Origin of the sequence: Niabella hirudinis (assembly GCF_051201075.1) — a bacterium.
GTDB classification, from domain to species: Bacteria; Bacteroidota; Bacteroidia; order Chitinophagales; family Chitinophagaceae; genus Niabella; species Niabella hirudinis.
The window spans coordinates 673,326-690,008 of sequence record NZ_JBPEHJ010000002.1 but is presented as its reverse complement, the minus strand read 5'-3'; the positions used below and the strand labels follow the sequence as shown (position 1 = coordinate 690,008).

At 44.5% G+C, this 16,683-nt stretch carries 12 protein-coding genes; 7 read left to right on the top strand and 5 right to left on the bottom strand.

The window, feature by feature from the left end:
• Positions 1–62: 62 nt before the first annotated feature.
• The 3 genes from GGU45_RS06385 to GGU45_RS06375 all read left to right on the top strand — a co-directional run bounded on the left by GGU45_RS06385 (position 63) and on the right by GGU45_RS06375 (position 6,809).
• The gene (locus GGU45_RS06385; RefSeq protein WP_435223051.1) at positions 63–3,392 is read left to right on the top strand and encodes a SusC/RagA family TonB-linked outer membrane protein; all 3,330 of its coding nucleotides are present in this window, start codon (positions 63–65) and stop codon (positions 3,390–3,392) included.
• 18 nt (positions 3,393–3,410) lie between these two features.
• Positions 3,411–5,195 carry a SusD/RagB family nutrient-binding outer membrane lipoprotein gene (locus GGU45_RS06380; RefSeq protein WP_435223049.1) on the top strand — a complete coding sequence of 595 codons (1,785 nt, stop codon included), beginning with the start codon at positions 3,411–3,413 and terminating at the stop codon, positions 5,193–5,195.
• A 405-nt stretch (positions 5,196–5,600) separates the two neighbouring features.
• The gene (locus tag GGU45_RS06375; protein ID WP_435223048.1) at positions 5,601–6,809 is read left to right on the top strand and encodes a M57 family metalloprotease; all 1,209 of its coding nucleotides are present in this window, start codon (positions 5,601–5,603) and stop codon (positions 6,807–6,809) included.
• Positions 6,810–7,041: 232 nt separating this feature from the next.
• Here GGU45_RS06375 and GGU45_RS06370 read toward each other — a convergent pair whose 3' ends face one another.
• Positions 7,042–8,190: an IS4 family transposase gene (locus GGU45_RS06370; RefSeq protein WP_435223046.1), complete on the bottom strand. Its 1,149-nt coding sequence runs from the start codon at positions 8,188–8,190 to the stop codon at positions 7,042–7,044.
• Positions 8,191–8,268: 78 nt separating this feature from the next.
• Positions 8,269–8,616 (bottom strand): hypothetical protein, encoded by a 348-nt coding sequence (locus GGU45_RS06365; RefSeq protein WP_435223045.1) that lies wholly within the window; start codon positions 8,614–8,616, stop codon positions 8,269–8,271.
• 23 nt (positions 8,617–8,639) lie between these two features.
• On the opposite strand from GGU45_RS06365, the gene GGU45_RS06360 reads away from it, so the two are divergent.
• The 4 genes from GGU45_RS06360 (at position 8,640) to GGU45_RS06345 (ending at position 12,841) form a co-directional block, all read left to right on the top strand.
• Complete coding sequence (locus GGU45_RS06360; protein WP_435223044.1) at positions 8,640–8,855, top strand: hypothetical protein; 216 nt, start codon at positions 8,640–8,642, stop codon at positions 8,853–8,855.
• A complete protein-coding gene (locus GGU45_RS06355) occupies positions 8,842–9,267 on the top strand; it encodes a putative toxin-antitoxin system toxin component, PIN family (protein WP_435223129.1) in 426 nt (141 codons plus the stop codon). Before GGU45_RS06360 ends, GGU45_RS06355 begins: the two co-directional genes overlap by 14 nt.
• Before the next feature lie 296 nt (positions 9,268–9,563).
• Entirely contained in the window at positions 9,564–12,212 is a 2,649-nt protein-coding gene (locus GGU45_RS06350; RefSeq protein ID WP_435223043.1) for a glycoside hydrolase family 3 C-terminal domain-containing protein, read from the top strand.
• A gap of 116 nt (positions 12,213–12,328) precedes the next feature.
• Positions 12,329–12,841, top strand: coding sequence for a hypothetical protein (locus tag GGU45_RS06345; protein ID WP_435223041.1), 513 nt, complete (start codon positions 12,329–12,331; stop codon positions 12,839–12,841).
• A gap of 10 nt (positions 12,842–12,851) precedes the next feature.
• Here the strand turns inward: GGU45_RS06345 and GGU45_RS06340 are convergent, their stop codons facing one another.
• The 3 genes from GGU45_RS06340 to GGU45_RS06330 form a co-directional block, all read right to left on the bottom strand.
• Positions 12,852–13,340, bottom strand: a complete 489-nt coding sequence (locus GGU45_RS06340; protein ID WP_435223040.1) for an asparaginase domain-containing protein — start codon at positions 13,338–13,340, stop codon at positions 12,852–12,854.
• A gap of 170 nt (positions 13,341–13,510) precedes the next feature.
• Positions 13,511–15,121, bottom strand: coding sequence for a Na+/H+ antiporter (locus tag GGU45_RS06335; RefSeq protein WP_435223038.1), 1,611 nt, complete (start codon positions 15,119–15,121; stop codon positions 13,511–13,513).
• A gap of 246 nt (positions 15,122–15,367) precedes the next feature.
• Positions 15,368–16,645 carry an NAD(P)/FAD-dependent oxidoreductase gene (locus GGU45_RS06330; RefSeq protein WP_435223037.1) on the bottom strand — a complete coding sequence of 426 codons (1,278 nt, stop codon included), beginning with the start codon at positions 16,643–16,645 and terminating at the stop codon, positions 15,368–15,370.
• Positions 16,646–16,683: the final 38 nt, after the last annotated feature.

Genomic DNA, 16,683 nt, shown 5'->3' with positions numbered 1-16,683 from the left:
ACTGTTGTGTTTACGATTGGCCTATAAACCAAACAAATTTTTAATGATTAAATGAGCGAAAAATGCAGAAGAAACACGTATTGTTGATATTCTTTGCCCTTCTTTTGAGTTGCGGCAGCCTGTTGGCCCAGACAAAGCGTACAATAACTGGTGTTGTAACCGATGCGGAAGGCAAGCCGGTACCGGGTGCTACGGTGTCCGTAAAAGGCACTACTAACGGAACTTCAACGGACACGGAAGGAAAGTATTCTATTGAGGTAGGTACAAGCAACCCGGTTCTGGAAGTTTCCTCCATCGGGTTCGTAAACCAGGAAGTAAAGGTTACCGGGAGCGGGGCTGTTGACATTTCCCTGACGGGTTCGGGCGGAAAAGCGGAAGATGAGGTAGTGGTAACGGCGCTGGGGATAAAACGGGAAAAAAGATCATTAGGTTATGCCACATCTACCATTAAAGGAGAGGAACTTTTACAGGCAGGCGCTACTCCTAATCCATTTCTTGCACTATATGGTAAGGCCGCTGGTGTAGGTATCAACATAGGTTCAGGTGGACCGGCGGCTGGTGTAAATGTACGTATCCGTGGTGCTGGTGGTTTGGAGTCCAATGCCAATACGCGTCCGTTATTTGTAGTCGATGGTGTGCCCATTTACGACAGACAAACGGACATGGTGGATAGAAGTTATGATCCGTTAAACACGTTTGATCGCGGCTCGGGAATTAACGATTTGAACTCGGAGGATATTGAATCAATCGAAATCCTGAAAGGGGCCAAGGCCTCTGTTTTATATGGAAGCCAGGCACTGAACGGTGTTGTCCTAATTACCACAAAAAGCGGTAGAAAAACGCGCGGGCTGGGTATCCAGGCATCCCACCAGGTAACTGTTGATAAACCTTTTTCGTTTATCGATTTTCAAAATGAATATGGCTCCGGCGCAAGTGTTTTAGATACGCAATATGCTACTTTGGGTGGAAATAGGACAAGAAGGCTGCCGCTCAGCCGCCTTAGCTTTGGACCAAAATTTGACGGTGCTCCTGTGATGCTGTACGATAGTACCATGAGTACTTATCAGGCTTATCCCGATAATTTTATTGATTTCTTCAGAACTGCAATTTCAAACAGAACCAACGTTGCCATTGCTGGTGGCGGGTCTATGGGAAGCGTAAGGGCATCCTACACGCATAATAATTACCAGGACATTTTACCCGGTTTCAACCAAAAGCAACATAGCCTTAGTTTTAATGGAAATTTTAATGTATCTGATTTTGCATCGTTTGAATTTATCAACAACCTGTATAGTGTAAATACCGTAAACCGGAGGCCAAATATTCAACAATTTGTCGCTACAGGACTTAACCGGGATTACGATTATAATTGGATGAAAGATTTTTATCGGACCCCGGATGGGTTTAGAAGAGATTTGGAGCCCTATGGTTTACAGGGCAGCTCACCCGGCTATTGGCCCAATGCCGTTGCCGGGATATTATGGGAGCAAAATGACAACCAAGACTGGGACAAGAAGTTTCATATTATCAGTTCTGTAAAATCGACATTGAAATTTTCAAAACATGTTTCTTTTATAGGTCAGGCGTCTGTTGATTATACGAACACAGATTTAATTACCGAAAATAAAATTATAAGATTAGCACCTAAAAGAATTGGTGGTAAATATAGTTGGAACAAAACGAATAGTACCGTTCAAAACTATCAGGGCCTGATTAAATATGAGAAAGACATCGCAGATTTTAATTTGTTTGCATTTGCCGGCGGCGCTTATCAAAAGCGGGAAGATAGTTACGTTTACGCATCAACCGGCGATGCAGGTTTGATATATCCCGACTGGTACTCTATATACAATGCGGATACCCGGGGCTGGGCCAGCGCAGGTGATAGAGGAAAAGTTTTAGGTACTCAAAGAGGTTCAGATGTTTTATATAGTATGCTTGGTTCGGCCACGCTATCGTATAAAAACATATATTATCTGGAGCTACAAGCAAGAAATGACTGGAACTCAACTCTTAAAGCGCCCAACAATAGCTATTTCTACCCAGGGGCATCCCTCACCTGGAACTTTAGCGAAAATATTGCGATACCGAAACTACAGTTTGGTAAGCTTCGTTTTTCTTGGGCCGATGTAGGCGGTGGTCCTTCAACTGCTTTAACAGATCGTTATTTTGCCAATGACCGGGTTTCTGTTGGTCAGATACCATACCCTACTGGCCCCATAACGGTTTCCCCTAACACCGCGTTATTTCTTTCTGAAATAGTGCCTTTTAGAAAAAGGGAATTTGAAATGGGTTTTAATACAAGGTGGTTTACGGGTAACAGAATTGAGTTAGACTTTTCTTATTATACCAATAATACTTATAACCAAATTGTATCGCAACCCATTACACCTGCTACGGGTTATAATACAGCAAGTATAAATACTGGAAATCAAAAAAATTGGGGATTTGAACTTTTTGTAAAGGGGGCCCCCATAGTAACCGACAAATATCGCTGGGAGCTTACATTCACTACAGCCAATCAAAAATCAAAAGTTGTAAAACTCTATCCCGGACTCAAACAAAAGTCAGTAGGCAGTATTGGTGGGTTCGAAATATGGCAGGTAGAGGGACAAACTACCGGTCAGATCAGAGGTTATGATTATCTCCGAGACCCTAATGGAAATAAAATAGTAGATGCCGATGGTAACTATGACCTTGCTGAGGTACGTACCGATATTAAGGGGAAGACGGTTAACCCGCGTATGTTTGGTGGGTTATATAGCGATTTTTTCTTTAAAGGCTTTAATTTTCATTTTGGTTTGGATTACAAGTTTGGGGGCACCATTTTTTCGTATACCAACAATTACCTGCTTGGGCTTGGGGTAACCAAGGAATCGCTGTTTGGCAGAGATGAAGCAAATGGCGGCCTGGCCTATTATATCGACAATACTACCGGAAAAAAAGTAGCGTGGGAACATGACCAGGCAGCGCCAGCCGCAGCGAAAGGAGGCATTGTTTATCACGATGGTATTATTTTAGATGGTGTAAAAGCACAAACGAAGGACGGAAGCACAACCTATGTTAAAAATGACATTATCCAGGCAGCGCCTTCCTACTATCAAACCTTTATCAGCGATGCAGGCGGCTTTTGGCCCCCAGACAGATTGTTTAAGAATGACTATATCAAGTTTCGGGAAATTTCAATAGGTTATACCATTCCTGCTAAGATCTCTCAAAAAGTGAAACTGCAAAAAGTAATGCTCACTGCATCGGTAAGAAACCTGGGGTATCTGTATAAAACTGTGCCCAACATTGATGTGGAATCCGCTCTGGGTGCCGGGCAGTTTATAGAAAATTCATTCTACCCCTCTTTAAGGTCGTACATTTTTGGGGTAAATGTTAGCTTTTAATTTTAAAACAATCATGTTATGAAAAGAATATTGATAGCAATTTCTATATTTTCTATAATGATTTCATCCTGTAAGAAAACATTAGAAAAAGAATTTTACAATCCTGAGGTATATTCTGATGTTGGTAGCGCTTATGCAGGTTATTTTTCAAAAACATTGTATACCTGGAAGCTATATGTGCAGGATTATGGAGAATGGTGGTGGGAAATTGCCGGTTCAGGGGCTATGGGTGTTGCAGGCTATTCTCAAATTGCACAGCGATATATCAGAAATGATGTGTACGATTGGTTTGCAGATTTTGATGATTTATCCGGCGTAAATGCTTTTGGGAGCGAAGGGCAATTGTACAACAATCGCTTTGGGTCTTTTTATGTGGGTATGAATGCCTGGGCTTCGATGAAGAATTCTATTGGTGCATTAAGCGGACAGGATTTAGATGATAATCAGATCTATTATGCATTAACCACAGTAATGAAGGACTATAACGCTCTTATGACGGTAGATTTTTATAATAGCGTTCCGTATAGCGAAGCCTTTAGAGGAAAGGAATCTATCTTTTTTCCCAAATATGATGACCCCAAATCCATTTATGTTAGTGTGTTGGATGAACTAAAAACCATTTCCGAGCAGCTTGTTGGGCAGTATGATAAGATGTCCTCTAATGCAAAAGCAACATTTGGTGTGCAGGATATTGCTTTTGGAGGCGATATAAATAAATGGGTTCAGTATATTAACGCCATTCGTTTAAGATACGCTGTAAGATTGTCGGGGGTTGATGAAGCTACTGCAAAAACACAAATACAGGATCTTATCGCAAAAAATAATTTTCCCGCCGCCGATTTTACTTGGCAATTGCCCTACGCACAAGGCAGCAATTATGGCGGCGAGTGGATACGAGGTATCTCTGAAGCTTGGGCTGGTACTTTTGTTACCGATATTATTATGAAGCGGATGAACTATGGGGATACTACCTATCAGCCCGGCATTGATGACCCACGTCTTCCTGTAATTGCTATGCCTACAGCAACATCTAAATATAGCACTGGTGCGAGCGATCCCGATACACTTGTATACAGAGGTGTCAGTATGAATGCCGATGGACAAACTCCGGGTTACACTGCCGGACAACGGTATTATACCGGTGGTGTAACGGGGGATATCAATGCGCATCTTAAACAGAACTACCGCAGCTTGTATAATCTTGCAACTTTTTATCGGAACGAAAATTTTCCGGTCTATATGATGTCGAGAGCAGAAGTGGATCTGTTGTTGGCGGAGGTGGCATTAAAAAATCTGGCGACTACGCCAAAATCAGCATCGGACTATTTGAAAGACGCGGTAAGCCACTCAACAGATTTTTGGTATATGGTGAACCAGAAAAGCCCCACAACAACAGGTTCTCCGGGCGCTTTTGCTGTTTTAAGGCCGGCAAAACCTGCAGCAAGTATCATTGACATTTATGCAACTACCTTGGCGACAAAGTATAATAGTAAGGCCTCACTCGATGAAAAAATGGAAATCATCATGCAGCAGAAGTATATACATTTAAATCTAATGTACCCATATGAATTGTGGGCAGAACTGCGCCGTACCCGGCATCCCAAACTAGATCCGTTGACCTATGATGGAAAAGTAATGAAGCCTTTGCCTGAAAAGTTGCGGTACCCGGTATCGGAGCGTACCAATAATCCTGACAACTACGAACTGCATAAGGCTGAAGATAATTTTACCACACCTATATTTTGGGTTCCTCAAAATTTGCGAAGTGTAAACCCTTATTGGGATAATTATGATCATGAATAATGAAGGAGAGGCTGTCTCTGATTTTTAAGGCAGCCTCTTCTTAATCGGTAATTGGCAGTATTTTCTTTCTTCATTAGAGGAGTCCGGTCGATTTAAATATTAATATAGTTCCAGAACAAATCATTCAATGTTAAAGCCGGTGATGAGCCGGCTTTTTCTTTAAAAATCAACGACCAGGGGTGAACCTGATTGAGCCGCCTGATATTAAGCAATTTTAAGCCGCAGGATATATTGTTTTTATTTTTTGGTTTGTTGATATTGTCGTAATATTGGTATATGTATTTTTTTAATAATACAAAAAAATTCTATTAATGAACACGCCATGCTAAAACTGAATTGTATCCGATGAAAGGCTAAAAACATCTTTCCTCGTTGAGAGGCATTGTTAACAATAAATAATTGAATATGAAAATCAATCAAAACTTATTGCTTTTGCTGTTTATCGTAAACGTATTTGCTCCTTCTTGTAATAAGGAACACTCGGGCAAAATATACAGTGGTTCAGATGCTAATATAATCCAGCTCATAGCGAGACGATTAGGGGTAACTCCTGCCAGCGTTAGGGACTCGGGAGACTATGTTATTGTAGGAGGCGACATGATTTTTAACAAAACAAGTCTGCTTTCAGCAACCAGTCGCCAGGTAGTAGCGACACCCGACAGCGGCACAACAATAACAGGCCCTATAGCTGCGGCTTATCAGGGCGACATCAAGATTTTTATAAGTGTTGACACGAATAACCATTCGCAAACCGTTATCGATCGGTATTCGGATGCAGTCAGAGCTGCAATCAACAATTTTAACACACTGATCCCTAATTCGGCAATAAAAATGAGAGAAGTGTCCACTGCAAATTATAGCGATATAAAAGTGCATTTGGTAGATCTTGGCAAAAATGGGTCTGGTGGGATGGCCTGGTACCCTAACAATGGTAAACCAGGAGAGCATGTTTATTTAAATCTGTCTTATGAATCAGGTTATCCCAGTGTTGCATATGCTACACTTTTAACAACGCATGAGTTGGGGCATGCAATTGGCCTTTTTCATACAAATCAAATTCCCAATTCAAGTTTCACAGAATCCTGGCCGTTTGGCTTCTATTATCTGAAACAAATTCCAGGCACTCCCGGGTTCGCTACTTCTGCAAATACGAATCCTGATCCGAATTCATTTATTTTGGACTCGATTTATGCCGGTAATGGAAACCCCTGGAGTCAGAGTGTGAGCAACCCCAATGGTGTTGGGTTTAGCAGCTATGATAAAATAGCTATTCAGTATTTATATCCTCAAATTATTAATGTCAGTTTAAGTAGTATGTTTAAAGGGCCAACGGCATATCCCGTAATAACAATCGGATTTTACCAAAATGGAATGTTAAAATATACGCATTCGTTAAGTTCGTCCACTAAATCAAAAACAGCATATATTTTGTCAGGTATTTATACAATAAGTACTATGGTTAGCGTAAGCCAAAATTGCAGTCTTAATATCAGGAACTCTTCAGGATATAGTAATTATTGGGATATTCTTGCGCCAAGTACATCGGTGAATAGCAGCGCAATAGATTTTAACAATAATGATTTTATGATACATTTAAGCAACGTAGCGCCATAATTTTAAAATCAATGTTAATGACGCCGTTGGTAAAAACCATTTATTCTAAATTCCTTTGATACAGGAGATGAGTCTATGATCAATTTTTTTATATATGCGTCACTCTATACACAGAATCTTGCTTGCCCTGATTGGATGCGTACTGTTTTCATCAAAAGTCATTCAATACCGTTTCAACTGACTGCATTTCCTTTCTTGCGCAGGTCTCCCGACCATAAGTGTTCGAAACCTGTTATCCTGATTTGAAGATATGAGGTGCCATTTCAGGATTGCCTCCACATAGCACTACGATTTCTTTCATTATCTCGGTATCCAGTTCCAACTCAAAGCGGAGCTTTGGTATTTTGAAGCCCTTCAGCCCATTTCGCTTTCGGTAGACGATTAATAACATTGCTACGATCATTGTCATATATATCATCACCTTGATACCATTCAGGTCCCTGGAAACCAAATGGCTGGCATTTAGATATTGCTTAATAAATTTGAAGAATAATTCTATCTCCCAACGCAGCCTGTATAGATCGGCGATCACGTAAGCATCTTCATTCCTGATTGAGGTAACAAAACAGATATCTTCTCCTGTCTTATTGACGGTCGCTCTTATAACCCGGTAAATATGTTTGGTCTTTTTACCTCTTCTGTTTAAAAGTCTTCCCAGCTTATCGCTAATAACGGTTACATTAGCGCCCGCGGGAGCTGGCCTCACTTTTGTCTCCGTTACATCTACACATACTATATTGGAGTTGTGTCTGGCTACAAACATCTTGTCGCTGTCCGTGAATTTGTCGAAACTATCTCTGGCCTGTAGCCCCCTGTCAAAAACCACGATATTACCCTGTAGGCTGTCGTCGCACTCAATCACTTCTGAAAGCGCCAGATTCTCACTGGCGTATTTCTTGTCTGTATAAATCTTTATTGCAGACGGCAGACTGCCTTTCAGGTTAATACTGAATTTTACAAACCGGTTAACATTGTCGTTGTATTCCATGCCTACCTTGAACAGCTTTGCTGAAAGACCCACCATTGTGCTATCAGCCCTGGCGAGGCTCTTTTGCTCATCCAACTCCTTATTGTAAATCAGGAAAAGACGTTCAAAAAGCTGCTCAAAATAAGTGGCCTCAATAGTGCATATCCTATCTCTGATTGAGTTGTACTTACCTTCCAATATGCCATAGCCAGTAAACAGCTTAAACTGACCGGAATGCAGGTACTGCTCCATTACCCGCAAACTTGACCGATCAGCGTTTAGCATTGAAAAAAGGATCAGTTTGAAAATCAACTCCCCTGAAAGCTTCTTTACCTGGGTATCCACACCCGTCTTAACAGATAGCTCCTGAAATATATCTTCGGGGATCAATCCTATCAGTTTACCAACAGTCATAGTGCGAAATTAAGGCACGCAAGGTTTCGAACACTTATGGTCTCCCGACCTGTGCAGAAGCGTTCCTTAACTTAACCATTAAATCACAAGATCCAGCAAGCCTTTTTGATTCGTGTAATAATCAATAGCGGTACTATATTTCCAATCCTGCGGCTCAAAAACAAAGCCTGGGTTACATGTAGTACCTGTTTGCGATACGGTGAAATTAAAGCGCAAACGATTACCGGGGAAAATGACCGCATGGCGAACTTTGCGGGATCCTTGCGCCCCCTTGCGGTTGAATTCCGCAACAAAAATGTCCGGCGGCGTTGTAATGGTAAAAATTGTTGCAACGGCCCTTATGATTTCTGGCAAAAAGTAAAAAACAATCGGTACTACTAACCCGAAACAGGGGAGATCAATAGGAGAAAATTGTTTTCTAAGCACTTGTTTTGTCTTAAATTTGACTAATGGAAGCATTAAGAATAGAAATACTCAATCCAAAAGCATTAAAGCTAATAAAAGGTATGCAGGAACTTGATCTAATACGGGTCCGTAGTGAGCCGGCTACTAAATTAAAGTCCTATTTAAAAGAAATGCGCAGGAAGGCTCAATCGGCGCCGGATCTGGATGAGATAACAGCGATTGTTGAAGACATCAGAGAGGCAAGACATGCCAAAAAATAAACCGCTACGAATCATAATCGATACAAATCTGTGGATAAGCTTTATTATATCAAAAAGCCTGAGCCGGCTGGATTCAATATTGTTTTCGGGCGCAGTAACAATCTTATTGAGTATTGAACTTATAGAGGAAATTGAAGCCACCATAAACAAACCCAAACTCAAGAAGTATTTTAGAGAAGGTGCTTTAAATAAAATGCTTGAGGCCTTTGACCCATATATAGATCTTGTCAGCGTAAAAAGCAAAGTTGCGGTTTGTAGGGATGTAAAAGACGATTTTTTGCTTTCATTGGCCCTCGATGGTATGGCCGATGTTTTAATTACTGGCGATAAGGATTTGTTGGTTTTAGAAAATTATCAGGGAATTCAAATATTGAAGCTATCTGAATTCTTGGAAAAAAGTGCCCACATATAACCCGATCATCAATGCAAGGTATGGTTTCATCGGATACCACCACAGATATGCTGATTGCACCTGCGCGCCGCCTCTGAGCTATTTTTGAATACGATTAAAACCGACCTTGATCGCTGGCTGTAGGTGTTGTGCAATATGAGGGAATTAGAAAAAATCCATGTAATTTTACATAAGAAGATCTTTTCAAAAATTATTTACAATAGCTGCATATTTTTCGCTCCCCCTAAAAATCTTGCACCACAAACCGCTATTATTTAAGTAGCGGTTTTTTATTAATGGTTTAAAAATACCAGAGGATGAAATATATTTTCATTGGACTTTTTGTTTTGACGGTTTGTAAAAATCAAGCCCAACCCTACCGCAACCCTTCTCTCCCCATCGAAGCCCGTGTACAGGATCTCCTTTCCCGCATGACGCCGCAGGAAAAGTTCTGGCAATTGTTTATGATCCCCGGCGACCTGGATAAGGCCGCGCCGGGCCAGTATAAGAATGGATTATTTGGCTTCCAGGTAAGCGCCGCCACAACGGGTGCGGGAGAGGCGGCCCAGCAAATGCTGAGCTATAACCAGGGCTCCGTAAATGCATTGACTTTTGTAAAAAAGATCAACAGCATTCAAAAATATTTTGTGGAACAAACGCGGCTGGGGATCCCCCTGCTGTTTTTTGATGAGGCCTTGCATGGACTGGTGCGCAGCGATGCTACCTCCTTTCCCCAGGCTATCGGGCTGGCCGCTACTTTTGATACAACGATGATGCGCCGGGTAGCCAATGCCATTGCGGATGAAACCCTGCAGCGGGGCATCCGGCAAATACTGACCCCAGTGGTAAACCTGGCTTCGGATGTGCGCTGGGGGCGTACAGAAGAAACCTATGGCGAAGATCCGTTTCTTACTTCACAAATGGGCGTGGTGTTTGTAAGTTCTTTTGAAAAAAAGAACATCATTACCACACCCAAACATTTTGTGGCAAATGTAGGCGATGGGGGGCGCGACAGCTACCCCATTCACTGGACAGAGCGTTATCTGGAGGAAACCCATTTGCTGCCTTTTAAAGCCTGTTTTGAGAAGGGCGGCAGCCGGTCGGTAATGACGGCCTATAATTCGTTGGACGGCACAGCCTGTACCGCAAACAGCTGGCTGCTGAATACAAAACTTAAAGAGCAATGGGGGTTTAAAGGCTTTGTGATCTCGGACGCCGGGGCAACCGGTGGAACATTGGTATTGCATCATACGGCCAAAGACTACCCGGAGTCCGGCGCCCAGGCCATTAATGGCGGGTTGGATGTTATTTTCCAGACGGACTACCAGCATTATAAATTGTTTGACCCGCATTTTTATGATGGGAAGATCAGCCAGGCCCGGATCGATGATGCCGTGACAAGGGTGCTGCGTGCGAAGTTTGAACTGGGATTGTTTGACCATCCCTATGTGGATGAAAAGAAAGCGGCACAGAATTTCGATCACCGGCAGGTAGCCAAACAGGCTGCGCTGGAATCGATGGTGCTGCTCAAAAATGACAACAAGATCCTTCCGCTTTCAAAGCAGGTCCGCACACTTGCCGTAATTGGCACCGATGCCACCGAAGCCCGGCTGGGTGGATACAGCGGCCCCGGTATTCATAAGATATCTATGCTGGAAGGGTTAAAGAAAAAAGCGGGGGCAGCTACAGCCATCACCTATGCGCCGGGGCCGGGCCGGAGTGATGTGGCCTGGAAGCCTCTTCCGGCGAACTTCCTGTGGCATTATGAAGGGACTGCTTTAAAGCAGGGGTTGCAATTTGGCGTCTTTAACCAGATCAACTTCTCCGGGCAACCCGTGGATAGGGGTGTGGATGCGGAGATCAATAAACTTTGGACCCTTTCGCGCCCTTCGCCAAAGTTAAAGCAGGATTTTTACGCGGTACGCTGGGAAGGGCTGATACGGCCGGATGTTTCAGGCAGCTACCAGGTGGGGCTAAGTGGCAATGATGGTTTCCGTTTGTATCTTGATGACCGCCTGGTTATTGATAACTGGAAAAAAGAGTCTTTCAGAACCTTGCTTGTCCCGGTTTCTTTTGTAAAAGGAAAAACATATAAGCTGAAGGTGGAATACTATGAGCCGGTGGGTAACGGAAAACTGCAGCTGGTTTTGCAGGGGGCAGATGACCGGGAAGCCAGGATCAGGGAAGCCGTGGCTGTTGCAGAAAAGGCAGATGCGGTGGTCATTGCCGCAGGCATCGAAGAGGGAGAATTCAGAGACCGCGCCATGTTATCGCTCCCCGGAAGGCAGGAGGAGTTGATACAGCGGGTAGCAAAAACGGGGAAGCCGGTGGTGGTCGTATTGGTGGGTGGAAGTGCCATTACCATGAGCAGCTGGCTGCCGGCTGTAAAAGGAGTGCTGCAGGTATGGTATCCAGGGGAGGAAGGGGGCCATGCCGTAGCCGATGTGCTCTTGGGTGACTATAATCCCGGTGGGCGCTTACCGGTTACCTTTCCTATGCATGAGGCCCAGTTGCCATTGGTGTACAATCATAAGCCCACGGGTCGCGGTGATGATTATGAGAACCTGTCGGGTCGCCCGTTGTTTCCCTTTGGCTTCGGGTTGAGCTACACCACATTTGAATACGGCAACCTTCGATTGGAACGGAAGACCATCGGCATTTCCGATTCGGTGCGGGTGCGGTTTACCGTAAAAAATACGGGGACAGTAGCGGGGGACGAGGTGCCGCAGCTGTATATCCGCGATGATCTGGCATCACTGGCGCAACCGGTGCTGGCCTTAAAGGGGTTTCAGCGGGTGCCGCTAAAGCCCGGAGAAACAAAGGAACTTGATTTTTTGATTACCCCGGAATTATTGCAGTTGCTGAATCAGCAGATGAAATGGGTAGTGGAGCCCGGGAATTTCAGTATCATGATCGGCGCTTCATCAGCGGATATCCGGTTGCGGACGGCGTTAACTGTAGAATAAAAAAGGAGTGATTTAGTAGGGACGGGGTGATCTGTTTGTATGCCTGAGGCGGATAATACGGATCTGATTTATATTGCAGGAAAAGCGTACTTTTGATATGAACCCAAAATTAATGTATGAAAAATGGGAAAATTTTGTTGGCCTTAATGCTAGGCATCGCCATTGTTGCCTGCTCAAAAAGTGAAGAAAACAAAAATCCGGTGAATCCGGACGATGTTACCCTCCCCCAGGATAGCAATACAAAGCCTGCTGGTAATACAACCAACCCTGGTGTCAAGATCGATGCAGCGGTTGGCTCCTGGAAATTATCTGAAACCAGGATATCACCGGGGGTACCGGTTGACTGGGGAAAGATAGATAACGGGGCGGTGCTGACGTTTAGGGATTCTTCTTCTTATGAAATAGATGGAGATAAACCGCTGTTTTGGATGTTTTGGCCCGATGTACAGGTGTCAAAAAAAGGAGCAGCAGGAACCGCTGCCCGGTTCCGCCCCACGGTTATATACCTGGTGCCTGCCAATAGGCAGGATACCGCCTTTTTCAGTCTTCGTATATCCAAAGACACATTGGAATTGTGGGGCCTTTCCTGCGTGGAAGGGTGTGGATACCGTTTCCGGAAGGTAGAATAAATAACCGGCTTTATCCGATTTCCTCAAATACCCCTGTTTGCCGGTTCTTACGCACATGACCTGCTTTAAAATACCGGCCATTCATAGCTACATAAATGCCGTGCGGCAGCGCCTGAACAAAAGCAAGGGCGTTGCCGAGGTTAAACAGTCCATCGGAACTGCCAAATTTGATAGGGATCATGGCGCCTGTCAGTACGATGGTTTTATTTTTTATCCGCTCTGCCAGCAACTGCGCCGTTACCGACATGGTATCTGTGCCATGGGTGATCACGATCTGTGTTTCTTCGCTCTGCTCGCATTGATAGGCGATCAGTTCGCGGTCTTCATCAGTCATCTCCAGGCTGTCTACCATCATAAGGGTACGAATTTCCACCGGAACCGTATTGCGTCCTTCTTCCAGCAATTCATGTAAATGTGTGTCTTTAAAATAAAGCGCACCATTCAGCATATTATATTCCTTGTCAAAAGTTCCGCCGGTTATAAAAATGCGTATTGCCATGCCTGCAAAATTATCGCATTCAGGCTGATTTCTGATTTCTGATTTCGACAAACCTATTAAGATATGAAAATATCGTCAATACCCGGCTCTTATTTCCATATTCCCACATTCTCACATTCTCATATTTTCAAATTGAACCTGAAACCTTGAACGTTAAACCTGGAACTGTTTTACCCCCCGCGGCTGCGCAGGCGGGCTTCTTCCAGGTCCAGCTCCCATTCCTTTTCCTTAATAAGCTCTTCATTAAAGGTCCCGTTTACCCGGTACTTCATCAACTCATCGCGTTTTACATCAATCAGCTCCAGCAGTAGTTGCCGGAACCTGGGTATGGAAGCATCTACGGTATCGCCATCGTTGGTTTGCAGCCCCAGCTTTTGTTTTGCGGCGTCAATCATGTGGCGGTACCGGTTGCGGGTTAGTAAAAAAGGCTCGCTCTGGCCCAGTTCGTCTTTATAATTTACATCAATATATTTCAGGGATAACTCTGCCATCCGTAGTTTCAGCTGCTGGTTTTCTGCATTCCGCTGATCCTCGGCGGCATCCCGGATCTTCAGCAATCGTATTAACGGCGATATGGTAAGCCCCTGCAGCACCAGCGTAACAATAATAACTACAAAAGTGATGAACAGGATGAGGTAGCGGTAAGGAAACTCCACATTGTTTTTTACATAAAACGGGATCGCCAGTGCCGCTGCCAGCGATACAACCCCGCGCATACCGCACCAGGCTACCAAAAAAGTTTCTTTATTGGTGGGTACCGGTGTGTCCGGCGCCCATCGGCGTTTGACCCCTACCCGTATATAATTGGAGGTATATACCCATACAATGCGAATGAGGATCACGGCGCAGCTGATGATGAGTCCGTAACCCAGTGCATCCTTAACGGTGTTTTTTGTAAAATTGGAAACGATAAAAGGCATTTGAAGGCCAATAAGAATAAAGATGAACCCGTTGAGTAAGAACGTAAGCGTATCCCATACTCCTGCCAGGCTGATCCTTGACTGGTAGCCCAGCATCCGGGGTGTGTGGTAGCTCAGGAACAAACCGCCAGCTACGACCGATAAAACGCCCGAACAATTGAAATGTTCCGCCACCAGGTACATCACGTACGGCGACAGCAGGGTAAAGGCCGAATCTATAGCCGATGTAGTGGGAAAAAAACGAAGAATCAGGTAAATAAGGAAAGCAATGGCTAAGCCGATCAGTAGGCCTGCTCCGGCAACAATAAAAAAGCTTTTGGCGGCTGTCCAGACACTAAACTGGCCGGAGACAACCGCAAGCAATGCAAAGCGGTACACGATCAGGCTGGACGCATCATTGACCAGGCTTTCTCCTTCCAGCAGGTTTACCACATTGCGGGGCACTTTTAATCCTTTTAATACAGAGGTGGCGGCTACTGCATCCGGCGGCGAAATGATGCCGCCTAATACAAAACCCAGCGCCAGCGTAAATCCCGGAATCAATGCCGTTGAAAGCAATGCAATGATGGTAGATGTGAAGAAAACCAACCCGAAACCCAGCATGGCAATACGTCTTTTGAGTTTCCAGAATTCGGCCCAGGGCATTTGCATGGCTCCGGAAAAAAGAACCGGTGGCAGGAAGATCAGGAATACAATATCGGGGTCGATTTTTATGTCGGGCGCGGCGGGTATCATGCTGATGGCAAGGCCGGCAATCACCAAAAATATCGGGTAGGAGATCTTTAGTTTATTACCCAGCATCGTGAGCAGGGTAATCACAAAGAGCATGGTAAGGATCAGTAAAAGCCTGCTTTCAATCATGCCTTAATATACGGAATTATTTTTTTGAATTTGAAAATTTGAGAATCCCGCAGAGCGGGACAGGTTGTGGAAATGTGAAAATGAAGATGTCGTTCCTGCTCCGTGGTCTTTTTTCCGGTCTCTATTCTATAGACGTTGGACGATAGCTGATATTAGACGATAGACATCTGGTATCCAGCATCTAAAATCCTGCGTCTTAAATCAAGCATAAAACCGGATCTAACGTGAAACTTTAAACCTCAAACCTTAAACAGTTTCCTCCCGGTCCTGCGGCCGGATGATCATCCGGAAGGATTGGTCTTTGCTAAAATAGGCAATAACCCAGTTGGTTAATGTGCGAAGCCGGTTCTTTAAAGTAAGTAGGGACATTACATGGATGAACAGCCATATCATCCACGCAAAGAAACCGCCAAAACGCATTTTGGGTTTGGTTAGGTCGGCTACGGCTTTGTTACGCCCGATGATGGCCATTGACCCCTTGTCTACGTAAGTAAAGGGCTTTAATTGCTGTGGATGCAGCAGGTTTTTGGCCAGGTTGGTGCCTTGCTGAAGCGCTACCTGCGCCACCTGGGGATGGCCATTGGGAAATGCAGCATCCGTGTTTTGCAGGCAGGTATCGCCGATCGCATATACATCTTCCAGCCCTTCTACTTTGTTATACGCGTTTACTATCAGGCGCTTGCCACGCCCATAACAATCTGCCGGTATACCTTCAAATGTTTTGGCAGCAACACCCGCTGCCCAAATCAGGTTGCGGGCTTCGATCGTACTGCCATCGGATAAATACACCGTATCGTTTATAAAATCCTTTACCGTTGTTTTAAGCTTTACGTGTACACCCAGCGCTTCCAGCGATTTTTGAGAGTACTGTTGCGCGTTGGGCGACATTGGTTTTAATACGGCATCGCCGCCATCTACCAGGTATATTTCGCCCAGGTTCTTCCCAATCAGGTCCGGATAATCTTTCCGGATAATGGTAGCGCGCATTTCGGCAAACATGCCCGATATTTCGACCCCGGTAGGACCGGCGCCAGCCACAACAAAAGTGACCAGTTTTCTTTTATAATTGAGATCCGTAGTGCGGGATGCTTCTTCAAGCCGGTTCAAAAGCGTATTCCGCATGGCCAGTGCATCACTGAGTGTTTTCATGGGAATCGCGTTCTGCTGCACCTGCTCCATTCCGAAATAATTAGTGGTAGCGCCGGTTGCCAGCACCAGTATATCATAGTTCAGGGTTCCGTTTGACAGGACGATTTTCTTTTCACCGGGAAGCACTTTTTTTAGCGCACCCATCCGGAAACGGATGTTTTTTTTACCTCTTAAAAATTTCCGGAAGGGGTAGCTGATGCTGGAGGGTTCCAGGAAGCCGGTGGCCACCTGGTACAGCAGCGGGGGAAAGAAGTTGTAATTGTTACTGTCTACCAGTGTTACCTCAAACCCCGGCTGGTTGTTAAGCTTCTTAGCCAGGGCTACGCCGGCGAAACCCCCGCCAACGATCATCACGCTCTTAGAGGATTGGTCCATAGTATTTTGTTTTTAGCGAACCTGTGAGGCTTTTAACC

Excerpts from the sequence above, each read along its gene's own strand:
- GGU45_RS06355 (WP_435223129.1), top strand. The coding sequence starts at position 8,842 with ATGCCAAAAAATAAACCGCTACGAATCATAATCGATACAAATCTGTGG.
- GGU45_RS06375 (WP_435223048.1), top strand. The coding sequence starts at position 5,601 with ATGAAAATCAATCAAAACTTATTGCTTTTGCTGTTTATCGTAAACGTA.
- GGU45_RS06370 (WP_435223046.1), bottom strand. The coding sequence starts at position 8,190 with ATGACTGTTGGTAAACTGATAGGATTGATCCCCGAAGATATATTTCAG.
- GGU45_RS06360 (WP_435223044.1), top strand. The coding sequence starts at position 8,640 with ATGGAAGCATTAAGAATAGAAATACTCAATCCAAAAGCATTAAAGCTA.
- GGU45_RS06385 (WP_435223051.1), top strand. The coding sequence starts at position 63 with ATGCAGAAGAAACACGTATTGTTGATATTCTTTGCCCTTCTTTTGAGT.
- GGU45_RS06380 (WP_435223049.1), top strand. The coding sequence starts at position 3,411 with ATGAAAAGAATATTGATAGCAATTTCTATATTTTCTATAATGATTTCA.
- GGU45_RS06340 (WP_435223040.1), bottom strand. The coding sequence starts at position 13,340 with ATGGCAATACGCATTTTTATAACCGGCGGAACTTTTGACAAGGAATAT.
- GGU45_RS06345 (WP_435223041.1), top strand. The coding sequence starts at position 12,329 with ATGAAAAATGGGAAAATTTTGTTGGCCTTAATGCTAGGCATCGCCATT.
- GGU45_RS06330 (WP_435223037.1), bottom strand. The coding sequence starts at position 16,645 with ATGGACCAATCCTCTAAGAGCGTGATGATCGTTGGCGGGGGTTTCGCC.
- GGU45_RS06350 (WP_435223043.1), top strand. The coding sequence starts at position 9,564 with ATGAAATATATTTTCATTGGACTTTTTGTTTTGACGGTTTGTAAAAAT.
- GGU45_RS06335 (WP_435223038.1), bottom strand. The coding sequence starts at position 15,121 with ATGATTGAAAGCAGGCTTTTACTGATCCTTACCATGCTCTTTGTGATT.